Below are 21,987 nucleotides of genomic sequence, written 5' to 3'. Positions count from 1 at the left end.
GATGATCACAAATGAAATGAATGGAGGTGGCAAATTTGTCTCATAAAGATGACAGTCAAACTGCTGAACAAGCAGAAAGTGCATCAGACACGACAACATCACAGGCCACGGACCCAACTGCAAAGGACATCAAAAAAAAGCCAGAAGCAGCCGTGGAACAAGATGAAATTGCTGAGTTAACGGCTCAAGTTGCCGCGATGGAAGATAAGTACCTACGGGCACAAGCGGAAATCGCCAACATTCAGCAACGTAACCAAAAGGAAACGGCCCAGTTGATGAAGTATGATGGTCAACAACTGGCCCATGATATTGTCCCTGAATTGGACAATCTTGAACGGGCGCTACAAACGCCGGCTGAAGATGAAGCAGCTAAACAGTTGCAACATGGGGTTCAGATGGTTTACGATCATTTGCAAGCAGCGTTAGCACAAAACAACGTGACGGAAATTGAATCGTTGAACAAGCCGTTTGACCCAACCCTTCACCAGGCAGTGCAAACTGTCCCAGTAGAAGCGGGTCAAACGCCTGAAACGGTTGTGACGGTGTTGCAAAAGGGCTACATGCTAAAGGATCGTGTGTTACGGCCGGCCATGGTCGTCGTTGCACAATAATTAGATTAAATAATAAGGAAGTTTATAAAAATGGCTAAAATTATTGGAATTGATTTAGGGACCACGAACTCAGCAGTTGCTGTGCTCGAAGGTAGTCAACCAAAGATTATCGCTAACCCAGAAGGTAACCGGACGACACCATCTGTTGTTTCATTCAAGAACGGTGAAACACAGGTCGGTGAAGTGGCTAAACGCCAAGCAATCACGAACCCCAACACGGTTCGTTCCATTAAGCGTCACATGGGTGAAGACGGCTACACCGTTGACATCGAAGGTAAGAAGTACACACCACAAGAAATCTCAGCAATGATCTTGCAATACATCAAGGGCTTCGCTGAAGATTACCTTGGTGAAAAGGTTGATCAGGCTGTTATCACAGTACCTGCTTACTTTAATGACGCTCAGCGTCAAGCAACCAAGGATGCTGGTAAGATCGCCGGCTTAACGGTTGAACGGATCATCAACGAACCAACGGCTTCTGCCTTGGCATACGGGATGGACAAGAAGGATAAAGACGAAAAGATCCTGGTCTACGACCTTGGTGGTGGGACATTTGATGTTTCCATCCTTGAATTAGGTGATGGTGTCTTCGACGTTCTGTCAACAAATGGTGACACACGTCTTGGTGGTGACGACTTTGACCAAAAGATCATCGATTGGTTAGTCGACAACTTCAAGAAGACAAACGGCATCGACCTGTCAAGCGACACAATGGCCATGCAACGGTTGAAGGATGCTGCTGAAAAGGCGAAGAAGGACCTGTCAGGGGTTAACGAAGCCCAAATTAGCTTGCCATTTATCTCAAGCGGTGACAACGGCCCACTTCACTTGGAAGAAACTTTGTCCCGTGCGCAATTTAACCAAATGACGGCTGACTTGATCGAACGGACCAAGACACCGGTTCAAAACGCCTTGCGTGACGCTGACTTAACGATGGATGACATCGATGAAGTTATCTTAAATGGTGGGTCAACTCGGATCCCAGCCGTTCAAGAAGCCGTTAAGGAATTGGCCGGTAAGGAACCTAACCACTCCATTAACCCTGATGAAGCCGTTGCCTTAGGGGCAGCCGTTCAAGGTGGTGTGATCACTGGTGACGTGAAGGACGTTGTGCTTTTGGACGTTACGCCATTGTCATTAGGGATTGAAACAATGGGTGGTGTGTTCACGAAGCTGATCGACCGGAACACAACGATTCCAACGTCAAAGAGCCAAACATTCTCGACTGCCGCGGATAACCAACCAGCCGTTGATATTCACGTGTTGCAAGGTGAACGGCCAATGGCAAACGACAACAAGACCTTAGGAAACTTCCAGTTGGCAGACATCCCTGCTGCCCCTCGTGGTGTTCCTCAGATCCAAGTGACATTTGACATCGACAAGAACGGGATCGTGAACGTTTCTGCCAAGGATCTTGGAACAAACAAAGAACAAAAGATTACGATCAAGAGTAATTCTGGTTTGTCCGACGAAGAAATCGACCGGATGAAGAAGGAAGCCGACGAAAACGCTGATACTGATAAGAAGCGTAAAGAAGAAGCTGACTTGAAGAATGAAGTTGACCAACTCTTGTTCCAAGTTGACAAGACGTTGGAAGACCTGAAGGGGAAAGTTTCTGATGAAGAAGTCAAGCAGGCCACTGATGCGCGTGATGCATTGAAGAAGGCCCAAGATGACAACAACATCGATGAAATGAAGACCAAGAAGGATGAATTGAACAAGATCGTTCAAGACTTGACGGTCAAGTTGTACCAACAAAATGCTGATTCACAAGCTGGTGCTGATGGCTCAGCTGCAGGTAGCGCTGACGGCAGTGCCGGTGGTGATGACACAGTTGACGGTGACTTCAAGGAAGTTGACCCAGACGACAAAAAGTAAGCATAGGTAACGACGGGGAGTCAAAGGCGCAGGCGCATCTTTGACTCTTTGTGCGTTTTACGGGTTGGTTTGTGTTACACTTACGCAATAAATGGCTGATCGTCACTTGGCGAGTCGGTTGTCACAAGTTAATTTTGGGGGTTCACACATGTCTCAAGGAAGAGATCCGTATGATGTGCTTGGCGTTGGCCGGGATGCATCACAGGACGAGATTAAGAAGGCGTACCGGAAGCTTTCAAAAAAGTACCATCCGGACTTGAATAAGGAGCCCGGCGCAGAAGATAAGTTTAAAGAAGTGGCTGATGCGTACGAAAAGGTCGGTGACCCACAAAAGCGGCAGCAGTATGATCAATACGGTGATGCTGGTCAGCAGTTTGGTGGTCAAGGTGGCTTTAACCAGGGCGGCTTTGGCGGCGGTCAGGGCTTCGGTTTTGATGACATCTTTAGCCAAATGTTTGGTGGCGGCGGTGGCGGTGCCCGACGGAATCCTAACGCGCCACAACCAGGTCAAGACTTGCAGTATTCCATGTCGCTGAAGTTTGAGGAAGCGATTTTTGGGAAAAAGACCACGATCAAATACGACCGTGAAGAAGTTTGTGAGACGTGTGGTGGTAATGGGGCCAAACCCGGAACTTCACCCGTCACGTGTCACAACTGTGGCGGCTCTGGCTACGTTGAAACAGTTCGCAACACGCCACTTGGTCAGATGCGGTCACAACAGGTTTGTGACGTTTGTGGTGGAACGGGTAAGGAAATTAAAGAAAAGTGCCCAACCTGTCATGGTAATGGTCACGTGAGCGAAAGCCACGAGATCGAAGTGAGCGTGCCTGCTGGTGTTGATGATGGTCAACAAATGCGGCTGCAAGGTCAGGGTGAAGCCGGGACAAATGGTGGCCTTTATGGTGACCTGTACATTGTCTTCACGGTGCAACCAAGTAAGGACTTCAAGCGTGACGGCACGGACATCTACTTTGACCAACCATTAACGTTTGCGCAAGCTGCGTTAGGTGACGAAGTGGAAGTCAAGACGGTTCACGGTAACGTTAACCTGAAGATCCCTGCTGGAACGCAAAGCGAAACGACCTTCCGTTTGCGCGGTAAGGGTGTTCCGCACCTGCGTGGTAACGGCAATGGTGACGAACGGGTTACGGTGAAGGTTCAGACACCAAAGGGCCTCAATAAGGCGCAAAAAGAAGCACTGAAGGCCTTTGCGGAAGCAAGTGGCGAATCAGTGCCAAATGGTCACGGCGGCCTCTTTGGCCGGCGTTAATAGTGATTAATGACAAGGCACCCCTGGACAGATGTTGTTCATGGGTGCCTTGCTTGCGTTCTAAAATGACAGTCAATTAATGATCAGTTCCCGTTACTAATTGAGTGACCAGCAAAAAAGTGGGCACAAACGTTTGATAAAAATTGTGTGTTCACATAATCATTGCTATAATAAATGTTTAGGATTTCACATTAGCGAAGTCGGCGCAGCGGGTTACAACGGGACCGGCGCCAGTGACAGTTATTGTCAGCCAACCGTTTATGAAAACGAATCGCGATCATCAGGGTCGGATTCAAAAGGAGGACACGTATGGATCACCAACAAATGGCCGAACGGCAGCGGCACATTCGAAACTTTTCGATTGTTGCGCACATTGATCATGGTAAATCAACGCTGGCAGACCGGATCCTCGAACTAACGGACACCATTTCAAAACGCGAAATGCAAAATCAGGTTTTGGATGATATGCCGTTAGAACGTGAACGTGGGATTACAATTAAATTAAACGCCGTGGAATTACATTACCACGCAAAAGATGGGGAAACGTACATTTTCCATTTGATCGACACACCAGGGCACGTCGATTTTTCCTATGAAGTGTCACGATCACTTGCAGCGTGTGAAGGCGCCTTGTTGGTGGTTGACGCCGCTCAGGGGGTCGAAGCCCAAACGTTGGCGAACACCTATTTAGCAATTGATAATGACTTGGCGATTCTCCCGGTCATCAATAAAATTGATTTACCATCGGCCCAGCCTGAAGTGGTTCGTGAAGAAATTGAGGAAGACATCGGGATCGACGCCAGCAATGCTGTTTTGGCAAGTGCAAAGAGCGGAATCGGGATCACCGAAATTTTGGAACAAATCGTTCAAGAAGTGCCTGCACCAACGGGAGACCTGACAAAGCCGCTCAAGGCGTTGATCTTTGATTCTGTTTATGACGATTATCGTGGTGTCGTCCTGAGTTTACGGATCGTTGAAGGAACGGTGAAACCCGGTGATAAGATTCGGCTGATGAACTCCGGGACCGAGTATGAAGTCACGGAAGTGGGGGTCAACTCACCAAAACCCATCAAACGTGATATCTTGATGGCTGGTGATGTGGGTTATATCACGGCTTCCATTAAAGACATCGCGGACACGCAGGTTGGTGACACGGTCACCAGTGCAATTCATCCAACGGAAACCGCCTTACCAGGTTACCGCAAGATGAACCCAATGGTGTTTGCCGGGTTATACCCCACAGACAACGGGAAGTATAACGATCTGCGTGAAGCACTTGAAAAGTTGCAGTTGAATGACGCTGCCTTGACGTTTGATCCTGAAAAATCACAAGCGCTGGGCTCTGGGTTCCGTTGTGGGTTCCTGGGAATGCTCCACATGGATGTCGTGCAGGAACGGTTGGAACGGGAGTTTGACCTCGATTTGATCACCACCGCACCGTCAGTGACGTACCATGTTGATCTGACGGATGGCGAGCAGGTCGTGGTGGAAAATCCGTCTGAAATGCCAGAACCGTCAAACATTAAGACCATTAACGAACCTTACGTTAAGGCAACCATTATGGTGCCGAATGATTACGTCGGTGCCGTCATGGAATTATGTCAGCGAAAACGTGGCGATTTTGACACCATGGAATACTTGGATGACCACCGGGTGAACGTGATTTACTACATGCCACTTTCAGAGATCATTTTTGATTTCTTTGATCGCTTGAAGAGTAGTACCCGTGGTTATGCGTCATTGGATTACGAGCTGAGTGGTTATCGTCCAGGTGACTTAGTGAAAATTGACATCCTGTTAAACGGTGATAAGGTTGATGCGTTAAGCTTTATCGTTGCCCGTGAGTTTGCGGCAAACCGTGGCCGGACGATTGTTGCCCGGTTAAAGAAGATCATCCCCCGGCAGAACTTTGAAATTCCGGTTCAGGCAGCCATTGGTTCTAAGGTGGTGGCCCGGTCGGATATTAAGGCGTACCGGAAGGACGTGACCGCTCACCTGTATGGTGGGGATCGCACTCGGCGGATGAAGCTGTTGGAAAAACAGAAAGCCGGGAAGAAACGGATGAAGTCTGTTGGGATCGTTGATGTGCCGCAAGAGGCCTTCATGGCAGTCCTTCAGACGGATGAAGAAGAAAGCCACAAAGCAAAATCATAACTGTAAAAAGATAAGACTAAAGGGGGTAAGCGGATGCTAACACGGACAAAAGCGTTTTTGAAGGCAAATCAGTTCCGTTATGAGAAGACGTACATTCGGCCAATGATGGTTCCGCAACACGTGTACGTCCTCCGGTTTGGAAAGAAAAAGGTTAATAACCGTTTAATTGTGAAGTATAGTCATGGTTGGACGGGTCGCTTGAAGATCGATGAGATTGACTTGCGACTTCATGGGCAGCACAATCCGCGCGTTTTTCAAAATGAGGACGAGCTGCTGGATTATTTGGCTAGCCACATCTTAACCGAAGATGGCCGTGAACGTTATGTTCACGCAAGACGTGTTTCAGGACGTCATGAGCACCATCGCCAATCGTAAGTAAATAAAGGGACTGATTGACAGTGACGTCAACCAGTCCTTTATTTGTTGTGCCTTAGTTAAAGAAGATCTCTCCATGGTATTTTGGTCTTAATTTTGGCACAATGGACACAGACAAGAATAACGAGGAGGAATTCATGATGAAGGTAATCGAATCGTTTGCAGCAACAAGCATTAATGAACCAGCGGCGATGGTGGATGGCACACGGCCAGCACCAGTCGCTGGTGATCATGACGTTGTGGTCGCGGTGACTGCTGTGTCCGTTAATCCAGTGGATACGAAGTTACGCCAAAACTTAACGGCTGCTAAAATTCTGGGCTATGATGCCGTTGGGACGGTCATCCACGCGGGTGCGCTAGTTGATAATGTGGCGGTTGGTGATCGGGTCTATTATGCCGGCACAACTGGGCGTGATGGGTCAAATGCTGAGCAACAGGTTGTGGACGCACGCATCGTCGCAAAGGCACCAGCGACCTTAACGGATGCTGCGGCTGCGGCATTGCCATTAACGTCACTGACCGCAAGTGAAGTGCTGTTTGAAAAGATGGGGTTCACTAACGCCGTCAATGCGAATCGCGGTCAGGAACTTTTGATCATTAATGGCGCCGGGGGTGTCGGGTCCATGGCCATTCAGCTAGCAAAGTGGGCTGGTTTGACGGTGACAGCTACGGCGTCCCGTCCGGAAACCATTGCCTGGGTTAAGCAACTGGGCGCTGACCGGGTGTTTAACCACCGGGAAAACTTAGTTGAGCAAGCCCATGCGGAAAACATTGATGGCTTTGACGGAATTTTGATTTTGCATTCAACCGATCAGTACTTTGAACAGGCAGCACAGCTTGTGAAGGCGTTTGGTCATGTCGCCTCGATCGTTGAAAATCAGGGGCCGCTACCACTGGGCCTGTTGAAAAATAAGGCAGCCAGCTTTGACTGGGAGTACATGTTTGCTAAAACAGACTACCAGCAGGACCTCGCAAGCCAGGGACGTGAGCTGGCCCAAATTGCGACATTGGTGGATGCTGGGGCCCTGCAAAGTACCCTGACCAAAACCATTGCTGACGGGATTAATGCAGCTAGTTTACGGGCAGCCCATCAACTGGTTGAAGCCAATAAGATGACCGGCAAAGTGGTCGTGACCGGGCCGTTTAACGGATCGGTCATGCAGTAACCAATCGAAAAGGGGAATAACGAGACGTGGAGTGGACTGAAGTTGCAGTAACAACAACGAACGAGGCCGTTGAGGCCGTTAGTAACATTTTAATGGACGCCGGGGCGACCGGGACCAAAATTGAGGACGCCGCCGATTTTCTTGCGCTTCAAGCGGAGTTTCCGGGTGAACTGTTGGATAAGAAGAGTGTGCCTCATTTGGATCAGGGTGCGGTGGTCACGGCGTACTATCCAGAGACTGTTGTCATGGCGGAAGCATTAACCACAATCAAGACCCGCTTGGCTGAATTAACAACGTTTGGCCTGGATGCTGGTGACGCGAGTGTCATGGTCAAGCCAGTGGCAGATGACGACTGGGCCACAGCGTGGAAAAAGTATTATCATCCGGTTCGGGTAACCCGCTACCTAACCGTGGTGCCAAGCTGGGAACATTATGAACCGACCTCAGCCGATGAAAAGTTACTGGTTTTAGACCCCGGCATGGCCTTTGGTACCGGGACTCACCCGACAACGTCATTGATGTTGCAAGCGTTGGAAATGGTGGTCCGTGGTGGTGAAACGGTGCTAGATGTCGGGACTGGTTCTGGGGTGTTGTCCATTGCGGCAAAACAACTTGGGGCTGGCGACGTGTATGCATATGATGTTGATCAAATTGCCGTGGATGCTGCCAATAGTAACTTGGCATTAAACCCGGTTGCCAGCGATGTCCAGGTGGCAGCAAACGACTTGTTGGCTGGCGTAAACCAGCACGCAGACATCATCGTGGCGAACATTCTTGCTGAGATTCTGGTGCCATTGATTCCGCAAACGGCGCCCTTGTTACCAGAACACGGCCTTTTCTTGCTCAGTGGAATCATTGTCGACAAGTATCCGCTGATTAAAGAGCAGCTTGAAGTGGCCGGCTATCGGATCGTTGAAGTTATGCGTCGTGGAGACTGGTATGGCATTATTGCACAAAAACCGGGGGTTGATGATTAGTCATGCAACATTACTTTTTACCGACCGAGCTGGTGTTAACGACGGTGGGCGAAACGTTTTCACTGACACCCGCCCTTTATAAACATTTTGTTCAAGTGCTTCGGGCCCAGGTGGGAACAACCGCCGAATTTGTTACCGGGGAACATCAGCTTCTGGAAGCCCAACTGACCACGTTGACGCCAGACGATAAACAAGCGGTGATGACCGTGACCGCATTTAAACCGAGCACGGTGGAGCTGCCAGTTCACACCCGGATCGTTTGTGGTGTGCCAAAGGGTGACAAGGCAGAATTGATCACACAAAAAGCGACAGAACTTGGGGTTGCTGAAATTGTGTTTGTGCCCACAGCTTGGGCGGTTGCGTCATGGAAGCAAAAAGCGGCTAAGAAAATTAGTCGTTATCAAGAGATTGCGACAAACGCGGCCCAACAGTCACACCGGTTGGTTATCCCGACCGTTCGCTATTGTGAATCGTTGACAGCGGCCTTAACACTGCCCACTGATGCTGGACTGGTAGCGTGGGAAGAAGCCGCCAAGCAGGGGGAACAGGCACAGTTAGCCCAAACATTGACCCAACTTCAACCGGGTCAGTGGGTCACGGCCATTTTTGGCCCTGAAGGCGGGTTGAGTCAGGACGAAGCGGCCCAGATTACCGCTGCTGGTTATGTAACGGCTGGTCTTGGCCCCCGGATCTTACGGACAGAAACGGCACCGCTGTACTTTTTAAGCGCCGTTTCGTATGCGACTGAACTGTTTGCCTAGCAGAAGTTTGAAAGAAAACCTTAAGGGCACGATGTTTTTGTGACGCCACGTAGAAAATTGACTATAATAACCACTATGATTAAAATTCGATAACAAGCGTGGCGATAGTATGAGTTATTTTAAAAAACATAGCGGCTGGCAATATTGGCTGGGTGGATTGGTTGTTGGCGCGGTGTTGCCATGGCTGGTTAATCTCTCCAGTTTGTCGGTGTACCATAAGGTTTTGTGGCTTCTCATTGGGTTTAACGGCCTGTATGCAATTCTCGTGGGGTGGCGTGTTAGTCGCCAACAGCGTGATAATTGGCACGTGGTGATTTTCCCGATGGTCTTTGCCGTAGCGACATTTCTGTTCAAAACGAACGCACATGATTATGCCTATTACATGGCCATTGGCTACGCATGTATCAGTTACTTTGTGGTTGGCTTTAATGCTGGTTCTATGGTGGGCCAACAACCAACCCGACCACGGCAGTCACAGACGACTGAACAACCAACTGTGGGGAGTCAGGGCTAATTGAAAAAGGTTAACGGCACTTTTTGAAAGTGTTCTTAGCGTAAACAGACTGACCCCTGAAACGATGGTGGTCAGTTTTTTTGTGTCTGATCAGGGTTGATCAGTCGACGAGGCTCATTTTTCGGTCAATTAACAGAAAATCCGTTAATTAGACCGGATTTCAGCTCGTTAGGATTGTTTAATTTGACAATTCGGTTAAAATAAGGAAAACAATTCATTAATTTTATTGGGGTGAGACGATGTCAAAAGAACACATTTGGACCGCTGAAGAGGTTATGACCCAGGTGGGCACCTATATGAACGATGACCACGTGGCAGAAGTCCGCGAGGCATATGATTTTGCGGCCCGGGTTCACGCTGACCAACAGCGCCAATCTGGTGAGGCTTACATCATGCACCCAATTCAGGTTGCCGCCATTTTGGCAGATCTGAAAATGGACCCGGCAACGGTTGAGGCCGGCTTTTTACATGACGTTGTGGAAGACACAGTGGCAACGTTAGATGACCTGCGTGAACTGTTCGGTAATGACGTGGCTGAAATTGTTGATGGGGTCACTAAGATCGGAAAAATCAAGTACCGGTCAAACAGAGAACAATTGGCGGAAAACCACCGAAAGTTACTGCTGGCGATGTCACATGATATTCGGGTAATCATCGTGAAGCTTGCCGACCGCTTGCACAACATGCGAACGTTACAGCATTTGCGGCCGGATAAGCAACGCCGCATTGCTAACGAAACGTTAGAGATTTACGCACCATTGGCGGACCGGTTAGGGATCAGCACCATTAAGTGGGAACTGGAAGACTTGAGCTTGCGGTACCTTAACCCAGAACAGTATTACCGCATCGTTCACTTGATGAACTCTAAGCGTAACCAACGGATCGAGATCATCAATGAGGCCATTGACGAATTAAACGGTGCAATCAGTGACCTCGGCATCGAAACCGAAGTGTATGGGCGTCCGAAGCACATCTATTCTGTGTACCGAAAGATGGTTGATAAGCACAAACAGTTTGACCAAATCTATGATCTGCTTGCCATTAGGGTGATCGTGAAATCAATTCGTGATTGTTACGGCGTTTTAGGGGCCATTCACACCCACTGGACGCCAATGCCTGGGCGGTTTAAGGATTACATCGCCATGCCAAAAGCGAATATGTACCAATCACTGCACACCACGGTGATCGGACCAGAGGGCAAACCACTTGAAATTCAGATCCGGACGGAAGACATGCACCGGATCGCTGAATACGGGGTTGCTGCGCATTGGGCGTACAAAGAAGGGCAAACGGATGAAGTGCAGGAGACGTCAAACGATGACCGGTTAAATTGGTTTAAGCAGATCATCGAATTGCAGAATAACGCCTCAAATGCGGACGACTTCATGGAAGGCGTCAAGGGGGATCTATTCACGGATTCCGTTTACGCGTTCACACCAAAGGGTGATGTACTGGAACTGCCAAAGGGTGCCGGGCCACTTGATATGGCCTACATCATTCATACGCAGGTCGGTAACCACACCACTGGTGCCAAAGTGAATGGGAAGATTGTCCCCCTGGATTCCGAAATTAAGACGGGGGACATCGTTGACATTTTAACGTCACAAAATTCAAGTGGGCCGAGTCGTGACTGGGTCAACCTTGTGCACACACGGCGGGCACGGAATAAGATCAAACAGCATTTCCGGAAGCTAGATCGTGATGATAACATTGCTAGTGGCCGTGACATGGTCATGCATCAGCTTCGTGAACTGAATTTTGATGCGCGGGAAATCATGACGGATGAAAATTTGGCTAACGTTGCTGAACGGATGCACTATCGGTCAACGGATGATCTATTGTCGGCCATTGGCTTTGGTGACGCAGCACCAATGGGTGTCGCCAACAGGTTAACGTCTGATAAACGGGCGCAGCTAGAGGCCGATCGCCAGGCAGAAGCGGAGCGGGAGATTTTATCCGATAACGGCGACAAACCAAAGGCCGAAGAACCACAAACGATTGCGGCTAAGGACGATGCCAAACGCTCCTCTTCTGATGGGGTCATCATCGAGGGGGTCGATAACCTCCTTGTTCGTTTGAGTCACTGTTGTTCACCAGTGCCTGGCGATCCCATCGTTGGGTACATTACGAAGGGCCGCGGGGTTTCCGTTCACCGGGCTGACTGTCCAAACGTCCGTGCAGCTGAAGAACACGGTGAACGAATCGTTGATGTTGTGTGGGAGGATCCAGAAAACAACCGCACCAACTACAACGCTGACATCGAAGTTCGCGGCTACAATCGTAACGGGATGTTAAATGACGTGTTGCGTGTCATCAACAACACCACAAAATTCCTATCATCGGTTAGCGGCAAGGTTGATCACAACAAGATGGTTGTTGTTTCCGCAACCGTTGGTGTCCGTAACGTTGAGGTATTGAATCACATTATGGATAACATCAAGAATGTTCCGGATGTTTACGAAGTTTTACGAGCAACCCATTAATTTGTCGTATTTTTAAGAAGGGGTGTTAAGGATGCGGGTGTTAGCACAACGGGTTCGGCAGGCTACCGTTACCATTGATGGCCAGCAGGTGGGCGCCATTGACCACGGATTATTACTGTTGGTCGGAATTGCGTCAACCGATACTGCGCAAACGGTGGACTACCTGGCGAAAAAAATTCTGAATTCACGGTTGTTTAGCGATGAGGATGGCAAGATGAACAAGAGTGTGCAAGACGTGGCGGGCGCGATCTTATCCGTGTCACAATTCACGTTGTACGCGGATCTTGTCCATGGCAACCGGCCGGGCTTTTCAACGGCAGCGACGCCTGAAATTGCTGAACCACTATGGGCGCGACTGAACCAACAATTGGCGGCGGTCGTTCCACTTGAAACCGGCGAATTTGGTGCCGACATGCAGGTGAGTTTGGTCAATGATGGCCCAGTGACCTTACTGTTCGAACGTGACTAAGACAACAAAAAAGACGGATCACCCAACTAACTTGGGCGGTCCGTCTTTTTAAATTGAAGTAGATCTATGTGCTACTGGGCCTTAGCGGCAAAATACTGATCCAAACCGGTTGTAACGGAATGCGCCACCCGGTAGGGATACGTTATGCCGCTGATGGTTCGAAAGTCCTTCTTGTCGTTAATGTAACCCATTTCTAGAAGCACAGCGGGCCGTTGGTTTTCACGAATGACCTCGAAGTTACCAAACTGAATGCCCTTGTTAGGCATGGGGTAGTGGTTCATCTGCTTGTTTAATGCTTCTGCAAGCACGTATGACGTCCCTTTATGGTAATAGTAGGTCGTTAGCCCAGAGGATTGATTAACGGCCGGAGATGAATCGAAGTGGATACTGATGAATGCGTCAGCTTGAACCTCGTTTGACAGTGCTGGTCGTGGTGCAAGGCCAACATATTTATCCGTGTCGCGGGTCATGATGACATGGGCACCGCGGCGGCGAAGGTCGCTAGCGACCGCCTGGGCAACCTTCAACGTGTACGTTTTTTCCATGTCCTTTGCTTTAGTGGCATCCATGGTGTGCAGGGCGCCTGAATCAGCGCCACCGTGACCGGGATCAATCACAATTGTCGCCTCTGAAAGGGAGGTGGCCTTCTTCAGGTTTGTCCGCCGGTCAACTAACCAACTGGCAACCCACCCGGTGTGACGATCATCATAACGAACGTGGTACCACAAGTTTTTTTCGCCAATTTTCACCAGCCGACTGTTAAGCTTGGCCTTATGAATGGTTTTATCCGATAAGCTGGGGCCAGAATGCACGTTAAGGTTGTCCACACTGACCGTCACCGTTTGCTCACGGGTTAGCCAAAAGAGAAGAAGCCCGACGGTAATGGTCACGGCAATGGTGACCGTGAGCTGAAACCAACGTTGTTTCAAAAAATTCATAGTTTTTTCAATCCTTATTTAGTAAATTAGACCAATTATAGCAAATTCTCCGGGTTCAAACCGCAAATTCAGTGAATCGACTTGACAGATGGGCAAAACTAAACTAAGTTTTAAACACGATATAACAATATTAAAACCGGTGATGGAAGACCATTAGTGGTGCCGATTAACCAAGAGAGCAAGTGGGTGGTGAAAACTTGCATAATCAGCAACATGAAGACACTTTCTAGGTGGATGAAAATCCCGTCGCAAATGACGTTACCCGTGAGAACCAATAAAGGTGGTACCGTGCGCAAGCACCCTTGAATTTAACGTCAGGGGTGTTTTTTTATTTTTTCGGCACCATTAACGATCACGTTGCATTGTTATGCTAACAATTTTGGAGGTCAAGATTATGAAATACCAACGCCCAAAAGGGACCGCAGATATTTTACCCGGTGAATCAGCAAAGTGGAGTTACGTGGAAGAAACGGCCCGACTGCTGTTTGATAATTACCAATTTCATGAAATTCGGACACCGCTGTTTGAGAACTTCGAAGTTTTCTCACGGTCTGCCGGAGACACCAGCGATGTCGTTACCAAGGAAATGTACGATTTTCATGATAAGGGCGATCGCCACATTGCGCTACGGCCAGAGGGAACGGCTGGGGTTGTTCGGGCCTACGTTGAAAATAAACTGTACGCGCCTGAACAAGAGAAGCCATACAAAGTCTACTACATGGGACCAATGTTCCGTTATGAACGGCCACAATCTGGGCGGATGCGTGAATTTCATCAAATCGGGGTTGAAGCCTTCGGGAGTGATTCACCAGCAGTTGATGTTGAAGTAATGGCCATGGCCATGGACTTCTTCACCCAATTGGGACTGTCAGGCTTGAAGTTAGCCATCAATTCACTGGGTGACCAGGAGACACGGGCAGCGTACCATCAAGCACTTGTTGATTATTTGGAACCTCATTTTGCCGAACTTAGTGAGGATTCACAGGCCCGCTTACACAAAAACCCATTACGCGTGTTGGACAGTAAAGCAGACCAAGACAAGGTCATTGTTGAAAATGCGCCATCCATCCTTGACTTCATGACGCCAGCGGCACAAGCCCATTTAGACGCCGTCAAGGAGATGCTAACGTCATTATCAATTCCGTTTGAAGTGGATGCAACGATGGTGCGCGGTCTGGATTACTATAACCACACAATTTTCGAAATCGAAAGTAACGCGTCTGTTTTAGGGCACGGATGGACAACCATCTGTGGTGGTGGTCGTTACAACGGGTTGGTTGAAGAATTGGGTGGCCCAGAAACACCTGGCTTTGGTTTTGGGATCGGATTGGAACGGCTCTTATTACTGCTGGATCAAGCAGCAGTCAGCATGCCAACCGAAATGCCACTTGATGTTTACGTTGTCGGTATCGGTGAAGAAACCAGCAGCACAACGCTCCAACTTGTGCAGGCCATTCGCCACGCTGGCTTCAGTGCGGACCGGGATTACCTGAACCGGAAACCAAAGGCTCAGTTTAAGACGGCCGATCGCCGTTCAGCACGGTTTACAATGACCGTTGGTGAAAAGGAGTTGGCAAGTCAAACGGTCAACTTTAAAAACATGGCCTCTGGCGAAGAAGTAACGGTGCCAATGGCGGATGTGACTGCCGACTTTGGTCAGATTTTTGACCGTTATTTTGAAGAAGATTAGGCAATAAAAGGAGAGTTCAACAATGGAACGAACACAATATGCGGGCCTCATTGATGAAAGCTATGAAGGCCAAGAAGTCACCCTTGAGGGGTGGGTCCAAAAACGCCGGGACTTAGGAAAGCTGATTTTTATTGACCTGCGTGATCGTGAAGGCCTAGTTCAACTGGTCTTCAGTGCGGCCAATGGTGAAGCAGCGTTAGCAGCTGCTGAAGAAATGCGGAGCGAATTCGTTATTAAAATTAACGGAACGGTCAAGGCCAGAAGTGCAAAGGAAGTTAACCCGGACATGAAGACCGGGAAGGTGGAAGTGGAAGTTAACGCTGCTGAAATCTTGAACCGGTCAAAGGTGCCGCCGTTTGATATTTCAAACGGGGTGGAAGCCGCTGAAGACCTGAAGTTAAAGTACCGTTACCTTGATTTACGGCGGCCAGAGATGCAACGTGGATTGATCATGCGAAGTAAGATCACCCAGGCTGTGCACAGTTACTTTGATGAAAATGGCTTTATCGACATCGAAACGCCAGACTTAACGAAGTCGACACCAGAAGGGGCCAGAGATTACCTGGTGCCAAGTCGGATCTATCCAGGTCATTTCTACGCATTGCCACAGTCACCACAGTTATTTAAACAGTTATTGATGGGCGCTGGGTTTGACCGTTACTACCAAATTGCGCGGTGTTTCCGTGACGAAGATCTCCGTGGTGACCGGCAACCTGAATTTACACAGATTGACATGGAAACCAGTTTCATGAGTCAACATGACATCATGGACATGACGGAAGGGCTGATCGCCCGGGTGATGAAGAACACGTTGAACATGGACGTGACGTTGCCATTCAACCGAATCACATGGCAAGAATCCATGGATCGGTTCGGAACGGACCAACCAGACTTACGGTTTGACATGGAATTAAAGGATCTGTCAGCATTGATGGCTGACAGTAGCTTTAAGGTCTTTAGTGGCGCCGTTGAAAACGGTGGTCAGGTGAAGGCCATTGCCGTGCCAAACGGGGCGGACCACTACTCACGAAAACAGATCGACGCCTTCACAGACTACATCAAACGGTTCGGTGCTAAGGGGTTGGCCTGGGTCAAGGTCGTTGACGGTGCCTTCAACGGCCCGGTTGCCAAGTTCATCAACGATCAGTTTGATGACATTACGACGGCGACAGCAGCTAATGATGGTGATTTGATCCTGTTCGTCGCTGACAGAAGCAAAGTTGTTGCAGATAGTTTAGGCTACTTGCGGACAACGATTGCTAAGGAAATGGACATGATCGACGCCGATAAGTTTGCGTTCTTGTGGGTGATTGACTGGCCACTGTTTGAATACGATGAAGGGGCTGAACGATGGGTCCCAGCGCACCACCCATTCACAATGCCAAATGAAGGCGATGAACACTACTTGAATGATGGTGAAGATCCTTACAAGGCCCATGCCCAAAGTTACGACATCATTTTAAATGGTTTGGAACTTGGTGGTGGCTCAATCCGGATCCACACGCGTGAGCTACAAGAAAAAATGTTGAAAGCCCTTGGGTTTACGCCAGAGCGGGCCAATGACCAATTTGGCTTCCTGCTGAATGCCTTGGATTACGGGTTCCCACCACATGGTGGTTTAGCCATCGGGTTAGACCGGTTTGCCCGGCTATTAGCGGGCGCTGACAACATTCGTGAAGTCATTGCCTTTCCAAAGAATTCAAAGGCAACAGAACCGATGACAGAGGCCCCAAGTCAGGTATCTGATCACCAATTAACAGAATTATCGCTGGCGGTCAATGAACCGGCAGCAACGTCAGAAGATAAATAAGAATCAAGCAATCGCCGTGAGCCCTGCTCGCGACGATTTTTTAGTGGGTAAAAATGGCAATTACCACTGGTTCGATAAAAAAAGTCAGTGACTTTCTTTGCCAAGTGTTGTGAATTTACTTACAATATGTTTGAATAAAGGAATCTATTATTGTAAGTAAACCACTTTGCTATTGTTGGAGGAGAACTATGAATAAGTACGTTGCAATCGTCGGCACGAATGCTGATCACTCAACGAATCGGCAACTGTTGCAGTTCATGCAACAGCATTTTAACGACCAAGCAACCATTGAAATTGTCGAAATCACCAATTTACCGTTGTTTAACAAACCAGAAAACATGAAGGTGCCCGCAGTGGCCACGAACATTGCGGATAAAATCGATCATGCGGATGGTGTAATTATCAGCACCCCAGAATACGATCACTCAGTTCCTGCGGCCTTAATGAACGCCTTGGAATGGTTATCTTACGGGATTCACCCATTTGTGGACAAACCGGTCATGATCACTGGTGCTTCATACGGTTCCCTTGGTTCTTCACGGGCACAGGGGCACTTACGGTTAATTCTTGATTCACCAGAATTACGCGCCCGGATCATGCCAAGTTCAGAATTTTTGTTGGCACACTCATTGCAGGCGTTTGATGAAGACGGGAACTTAACTGATCAAGAACAAGTGACCAAGCTAGATGGTCTGTTCGCCGACTTTGAAACGTTTGTTGCCATGACAAAGCAACTGAACCACACGACCGCTCAGGACCAAAAAGAAGCGGCCAATTTCTCATGGGATAATTTATAGGAGGCGCGGAAAAATGAAATTAGTTGGAATTGCCGGCTCCATTGCCGATCATTCATATAATCGGATGTTATTAAAGTTTATTGCCAACCACTTCAGTGACCAGGTTGAGATTGAATTGTTAGACATCAATGATGTCCCACTGTTTAACGAGAGTGATGACCAAACCAATAGTCCTGCCATTCAATACTTAACTCATAAAATTGAAGCGGCAGACGGGGTGATCATTAGCACACCAGAACACAATCACACGTTGACGGCCAGCTTGAAGAGCGTCATTGAATGGTTATCTTACAACGTTCATCCGCTGAACGATAAGCCAGTTATGATCGTGGGAGCGTCTTATTACGATCAAGGCTCATCACGAGCTCAGCTAATGCTGCGGCAAATTTTGGAATCACCTGGTGTTAACGCCATTGTGATGCCCGGAAACGAATTCTTATTGGCAAACGTTAAGGACGCGTTTGACGATAACCAACAACTGGTTGACCAACGGACGGTTGATTTTCTTGGGAGCACATTAGCAAAGTTCTTGAACTTTGTTCGGGTCATTAACACGTTAAACGAACCAGCAGAACCAACTGGCGCAGCGGCAGAAGACTTAACGGCGAGCGGCCACATTGATACAACGGTTGATGGCGTTGATATGAGCGCCGATGATTGGTTGGAACAAGCGGCAGAAAAGACCCATGCTGTCAGTGGAAATACCTACGTGAAGTTGGACCGGGGGTTGTTAACGGTTGATCAACTGAACGCCTTTTTGAACGCGATGCCGATGGAATTGACGTACGCTGATAGCAACAACCAGTTCTTGTACTACAACCAACAAGGGCCAGCCAAGAAGATGCTGGCACCACGTGTACCTGGTCAAGTGGGAAGTGCGCTTTCCATGGTTCACCCAAAGCGGGCGGAACAGCACGTTGCTGAAGTGATTAACGCCTTGCGGACTGGTAAGACACCAGAAGTGAAGATGGCAATTCCGGGTAACGGGCCTGATAAATTTATCATGCACTATTACCGGGCCATGCACGACGGCAAAGATCAGTACATGGGGATCAATGAATACGTGCTCGATTTGATGCCAACCATTAACTACTATCTTTCACAAACAGGGCAGAAGCTTGTGGCTGATCCGGATGCACCGGACGCCGTCTCTGGTGCATCAGAGAAAGAGGCAACGCCTAAGGTTGCCGCAATGGCACCTGCTGAACCTGAGACAGACGACACAACCAGTGCTTCGGTGGACATGGATGAAGGCGAAGAAACGGTAGCTGCACCGGTAACGCCCACACCAGTAGAAAAGCCGGTTGAGCCTGAAACAGATGACACAACTAGTGCCTCTGTGGACGACTAAGTCACAGCTTTGTGAATAGCGGTGGTGACTAACCGACGCAAGTTGTCGGTCTGTAAATTAAAGCGGCTGCTTTCCCATAGACGGGAAAGCAGCCGCTTTTTGAATGTGTTTATATTATAACAATGGGCCTCACCGAGATTACTGCTCGTAGGTCACCTGTCGTTTAAAATCAATGGTGCGTGTTTGCTGATGCTTTGAGGTTTCTTTACCACGAAGTTGTTGACCATGAGTCCCCAATGTTTTGGTGACTGAAGCTGGCTGTTCAGACCATTTTGCTGACGTGAGGTGAACGGTCAGGGTGCCTGGCGTCAGTGGGTCGCCGTTGACAGTGAGTGGGCTTGTCTTAAACGTCTTCTCCGATGTAACCGTAACATCATCACCAACCACCGTGTTTTTGGCGGTAATGACCACATGGAGTTTTGTTTTTTCCGGAAGGTTAGTGGTTCCAGTCAAACGGACGTGACCATTGTGATCGACTGTCATGTGCAGGGTCGTTTTTGCCGCGACTGTTTTGGTCGAGTGGCTTGTGTCGAGCCATGTTTCACCAACCTTGGGGTTTCCCGATGAAGGGGCAAGACCAGCAATGGTCCAGACACCAATGGATAAAAGGGATAAACAGATGGCAAGAATGAGCTTTGTCTTATTTTTCCACGGGCCGAATTTGTACATCACGTAAATGCCGGCTGGAAAGAAAATAACGGTTAAAACAATGCCAAACCAGGGTTCTTTATAAAAGCTATTTGCTTGTGTATTCATGAAGACCTCCAAATCTGATTCTCTTAGTATAGCATGTGGGTCCGGTTAAAAACTGCTGACTTTAGCCCAGTATTGCGCGGACTTTGTTATAATGGGGCCATCAATTAAAAAGGATCTGAATCATGAATGACTTACAGCAGTTAATCGAACGGCATCAGTACACGGGTCGATTGGGAACCGCCTTTATTTACTCAATTTGTGTCTCCATCGCCCTAAACTTCTTCTGGAACCCCGGTCACATTTATTCTTCTGGGATTACCGGGGCAGCACAATTGACCCACACACTATCGTCGCGCTACCTGGGTGTTAATTTGGGAATCGGGGAATTGCTCTTTCTCCTAAACGTGCCGTTATTTGTCCTCGCCTGGCTTAAAATTAGTCACCGGTTTACTGTGTTCACCGTGATTGCCGTTGGGCTATCCACGGTCATGATCAAGGTGCTTCATCCCGTTACCTTAACGACCGACCCCATTGTTTGTGCCATTTTTGGTGGAGCAGTCAACGGCTTTGGGACTGGGCTGGCTCTGCGTTACGGGATTTCGACTGGTGGTTTGGATATCCTGGGAATCGTGATTCGCCGGGCGACCGGCCGGAAAATCGGCCAAATCAACATGATGTTCAATGCGTTTATCGTGGTGGCCGCTGGGTTCGTCTTTGGCTGGCCCTACGCGTTTTACTCAGCCATCGGGATCTTTGTGAATGCCCGGGTCATGGACATGGTCTACACCCGGCAGCAACGGCTCCAAGTGATGATCATTACCGACCGGCCGAAGACGGTGGTGGATTCTGTTCAGCACCACATTCGGCGGGGAATCACCATTGTTCACGGTGCCGAGGGGGCCTATAAGCACGATGAAAAGGCAATTCTCTTTACCGTGATCTCTGGTTACGAGGTCGGCGAGCTCCAGGAAGCCATCAATGAATCAGATCCTGGGTCGTTCGTTTCGTTAAGCAACATTACCCGGATCTTAGGGAACTTTTATGAGCCACGGTTATAAACCAAAGGAGTGTTTAACTAAATGTTAGTTGGATCGCATGTCAGCATGAGTGGTAAAAAAATGTTACTGGGCGCCGCTGAAGAGGCTGCTAGCTATCATGCTAGTACCTTTATGATTTATACGGGGGCCCCGCAAAACACACGGCGAAAGGCCGTTAGCGAGATGAACGTTGAAGCCGGACACGACTACATGGCTGAGCAGGGGCTTGCTCATGTTGTCGTCCACGCGCCCTACATTGTGAACTTAGGGAACACCTATAAACCAGAAAACTTTGCATTTGCGGTTGATTTCTTACGTGAAGAAGTGCGCCGGGCGGATGCGCTGGGGGCTGAACAAATTGTTTTACACCCTGGTGCTCACGTTGGTGCTGGTCCGGACGCTGCGATTGCGTCCATCATAAAGGGGCTAAACGAAATTTTAACGCCTGAACAACACGCCCAGATTGCGATTGAGACCATGGCTGGTAAGGGAACTGAGGTCGGCACGACCTTTGAACAGCTGGCAGAAATGATTGATGGGGTTACGTTAAACGAAAAAATTTCCATTTGTTTTGATACCTGTCACACCAGTGATGCCGGTTATGCCATTAAGGATGATTTTGATGGTGTCATGAGTGAATTTGATCAAATTATTGGGTTGGACCGGATCAAGGTCATTCATCTGAATGATTCTAAGAATCCCCAGGGAGCCCATAAAGATCGCCATGCCAATTTGGGCTATGGTGAAATCGGCTTTGACCGATTAAACGCCATCGCCCATGATCCGCGGTTTGAAACAATTCCGAAGATTATGGAAACACCATATGTGCCGGTTGATCCAGAAAATAATCCGAAACTGAAGCGGTCACCTTATGGTTATGAAATTGCTGAATTGGAAGCCGGGCAATTTAATGCGCATTTAGCAGCGGACATTATTGCAGACCGTCCGTTTGATGCGTTTCTAAAATGATTGCAGAATTTTAAAATAATTAGCTGTTAGTAATTGACGTT

At 48.6% G+C, this 21,987-nt stretch carries 19 protein-coding genes; 17 read left to right on the top strand and 2 right to left on the bottom strand.

The annotated features are described in order from the left end of the window. The first annotated feature begins 35 nt into the window (after positions 1–35). From grpE to dtd, 11 genes are all read left to right on the top strand, one after another. The gene (gene grpE, locus ACRYI5_RS03015; RefSeq protein WP_448224219.1) at positions 36–611 is read left to right on the top strand and encodes a nucleotide exchange factor GrpE; all 576 of its coding nucleotides are present in this window, start codon (positions 36–38) and stop codon (positions 609–611) included. Positions 612–635: 24 nt separating this feature from the next. After that, a complete protein-coding gene (dnaK, locus tag ACRYI5_RS03010; RefSeq protein WP_448224306.1) occupies positions 636–2,489 on the top strand; it encodes a molecular chaperone DnaK in 1,854 nt (617 codons plus the stop codon). Between the two features lie 148 nt (positions 2,490–2,637). Continuing rightward, the gene (gene dnaJ, locus ACRYI5_RS03005) at positions 2,638–3,759 is read left to right on the top strand and encodes a molecular chaperone DnaJ (RefSeq protein WP_448224218.1); all 1,122 of its coding nucleotides are present in this window, start codon (positions 2,638–2,640) and stop codon (positions 3,757–3,759) included. A 309-nt stretch (positions 3,760–4,068) separates the two neighbouring features. After that, positions 4,069–5,913 carry a translation elongation factor 4 gene (gene lepA, locus ACRYI5_RS03000; protein WP_448224217.1) on the top strand — a complete coding sequence of 615 codons (1,845 nt, stop codon included), beginning with the start codon at positions 4,069–4,071 and terminating at the stop codon, positions 5,911–5,913. A gap of 33 nt (positions 5,914–5,946) precedes the next feature. Beyond that, positions 5,947–6,288, top strand: a complete 342-nt coding sequence (locus tag ACRYI5_RS02995) for a hypothetical protein (RefSeq protein ID WP_407879426.1) — start codon at positions 5,947–5,949, stop codon at positions 6,286–6,288. 140 nt (positions 6,289–6,428) lie between these two features. Continuing rightward, on the top strand, positions 6,429–7,454 hold the full coding sequence (locus ACRYI5_RS02990) for a zinc-binding alcohol dehydrogenase family protein (protein WP_407879486.1): 1,026 nt from the start codon (positions 6,429–6,431) through the stop codon (positions 7,452–7,454). A gap of 26 nt (positions 7,455–7,480) precedes the next feature. Continuing rightward, complete coding sequence (gene prmA, locus ACRYI5_RS02985) at positions 7,481–8,431, top strand: 50S ribosomal protein L11 methyltransferase (RefSeq protein ID WP_407879427.1); 951 nt, start codon at positions 7,481–7,483, stop codon at positions 8,429–8,431. 2 nt (positions 8,432–8,433) lie between these two features. Continuing rightward, positions 8,434–9,192: an RsmE family RNA methyltransferase gene (locus tag ACRYI5_RS02980; RefSeq protein ID WP_407879429.1), complete on the top strand. Its 759-nt coding sequence runs from the start codon at positions 8,434–8,436 to the stop codon at positions 9,190–9,192. 109 nt (positions 9,193–9,301) lie between these two features. After that, positions 9,302–9,706, top strand: coding sequence for a hypothetical protein (locus tag ACRYI5_RS02975; protein ID WP_448224216.1), 405 nt, complete (start codon positions 9,302–9,304; stop codon positions 9,704–9,706). Positions 9,707–9,945: 239 nt separating this feature from the next. Continuing rightward, on the top strand, positions 9,946–12,189 hold the full coding sequence (locus ACRYI5_RS02970) for a RelA/SpoT family protein (protein ID WP_407879432.1): 2,244 nt from the start codon (positions 9,946–9,948) through the stop codon (positions 12,187–12,189). A gap of 31 nt (positions 12,190–12,220) precedes the next feature. Next, positions 12,221–12,658: a D-aminoacyl-tRNA deacylase gene (gene dtd, locus ACRYI5_RS02965; RefSeq protein WP_448224215.1), complete on the top strand. Its 438-nt coding sequence runs from the start codon at positions 12,221–12,223 to the stop codon at positions 12,656–12,658. Between the two features lie 71 nt (positions 12,659–12,729). Here dtd and ACRYI5_RS02960 read toward each other — a convergent pair whose 3' ends face one another. Further along, entirely contained in the window at positions 12,730–13,596 is an 867-nt protein-coding gene (locus tag ACRYI5_RS02960; RefSeq protein ID WP_448224214.1) for an N-acetylmuramoyl-L-alanine amidase, read from the bottom strand. 394 nt (positions 13,597–13,990) lie between these two features. Between ACRYI5_RS02960 and hisS the strand changes: the two genes are divergently transcribed. The 4 genes from hisS (at position 13,991) to ACRYI5_RS02940 (ending at position 19,244) form a co-directional block, all read left to right on the top strand. After that, on the top strand, positions 13,991–15,286 hold the full coding sequence (gene hisS / locus ACRYI5_RS02955; protein WP_448224213.1) for a histidine--tRNA ligase: 1,296 nt from the start codon (positions 13,991–13,993) through the stop codon (positions 15,284–15,286). 22 nt (positions 15,287–15,308) lie between these two features. Then, the gene (aspS, locus tag ACRYI5_RS02950; RefSeq protein ID WP_407879436.1) at positions 15,309–17,096 is read left to right on the top strand and encodes an aspartate--tRNA ligase; all 1,788 of its coding nucleotides are present in this window, start codon (positions 15,309–15,311) and stop codon (positions 17,094–17,096) included. Between the two features lie 188 nt (positions 17,097–17,284). Continuing rightward, on the top strand, positions 17,285–17,893 hold the full coding sequence (locus ACRYI5_RS02945) for an NADPH-dependent FMN reductase (protein WP_407879438.1): 609 nt from the start codon (positions 17,285–17,287) through the stop codon (positions 17,891–17,893). A gap of 13 nt (positions 17,894–17,906) precedes the next feature. Continuing rightward, the gene (locus ACRYI5_RS02940; protein ID WP_407879440.1) at positions 17,907–19,244 is read left to right on the top strand and encodes an NAD(P)H-dependent oxidoreductase; all 1,338 of its coding nucleotides are present in this window, start codon (positions 17,907–17,909) and stop codon (positions 19,242–19,244) included. A 138-nt stretch (positions 19,245–19,382) separates the two neighbouring features. Here ACRYI5_RS02940 and ACRYI5_RS02935 read toward each other — a convergent pair whose 3' ends face one another. Continuing rightward, positions 19,383–20,000, bottom strand: coding sequence for a hypothetical protein (locus tag ACRYI5_RS02935; protein WP_407879441.1), 618 nt, complete (start codon positions 19,998–20,000; stop codon positions 19,383–19,385). Positions 20,001–20,122: 122 nt separating this feature from the next. Here ACRYI5_RS02935 and ACRYI5_RS02930 point away from each other — a divergent pair, with 122 nt between their 5' ends. Both ACRYI5_RS02930 and ACRYI5_RS02925 read left to right on the top strand, forming a co-directional pair. Continuing rightward, positions 20,123–20,998, top strand: a complete 876-nt coding sequence (locus ACRYI5_RS02930; RefSeq protein ID WP_407879442.1) for a YitT family protein — start codon at positions 20,123–20,125, stop codon at positions 20,996–20,998. Between the two features lie 21 nt (positions 20,999–21,019). Then, positions 21,020–21,946: a deoxyribonuclease IV gene (locus tag ACRYI5_RS02925; protein ID WP_448224212.1), complete on the top strand. Its 927-nt coding sequence runs from the start codon at positions 21,020–21,022 to the stop codon at positions 21,944–21,946. Positions 21,947–21,987 lie beyond the last annotated feature (41 nt).

Source organism: Furfurilactobacillus sp. WILCCON 0119 (genome assembly GCF_053471565.1).
The sequence above is the reverse complement of the archived record's forward strand: the minus strand, read 5'-3'. Positions and strand labels throughout refer to the sequence as shown.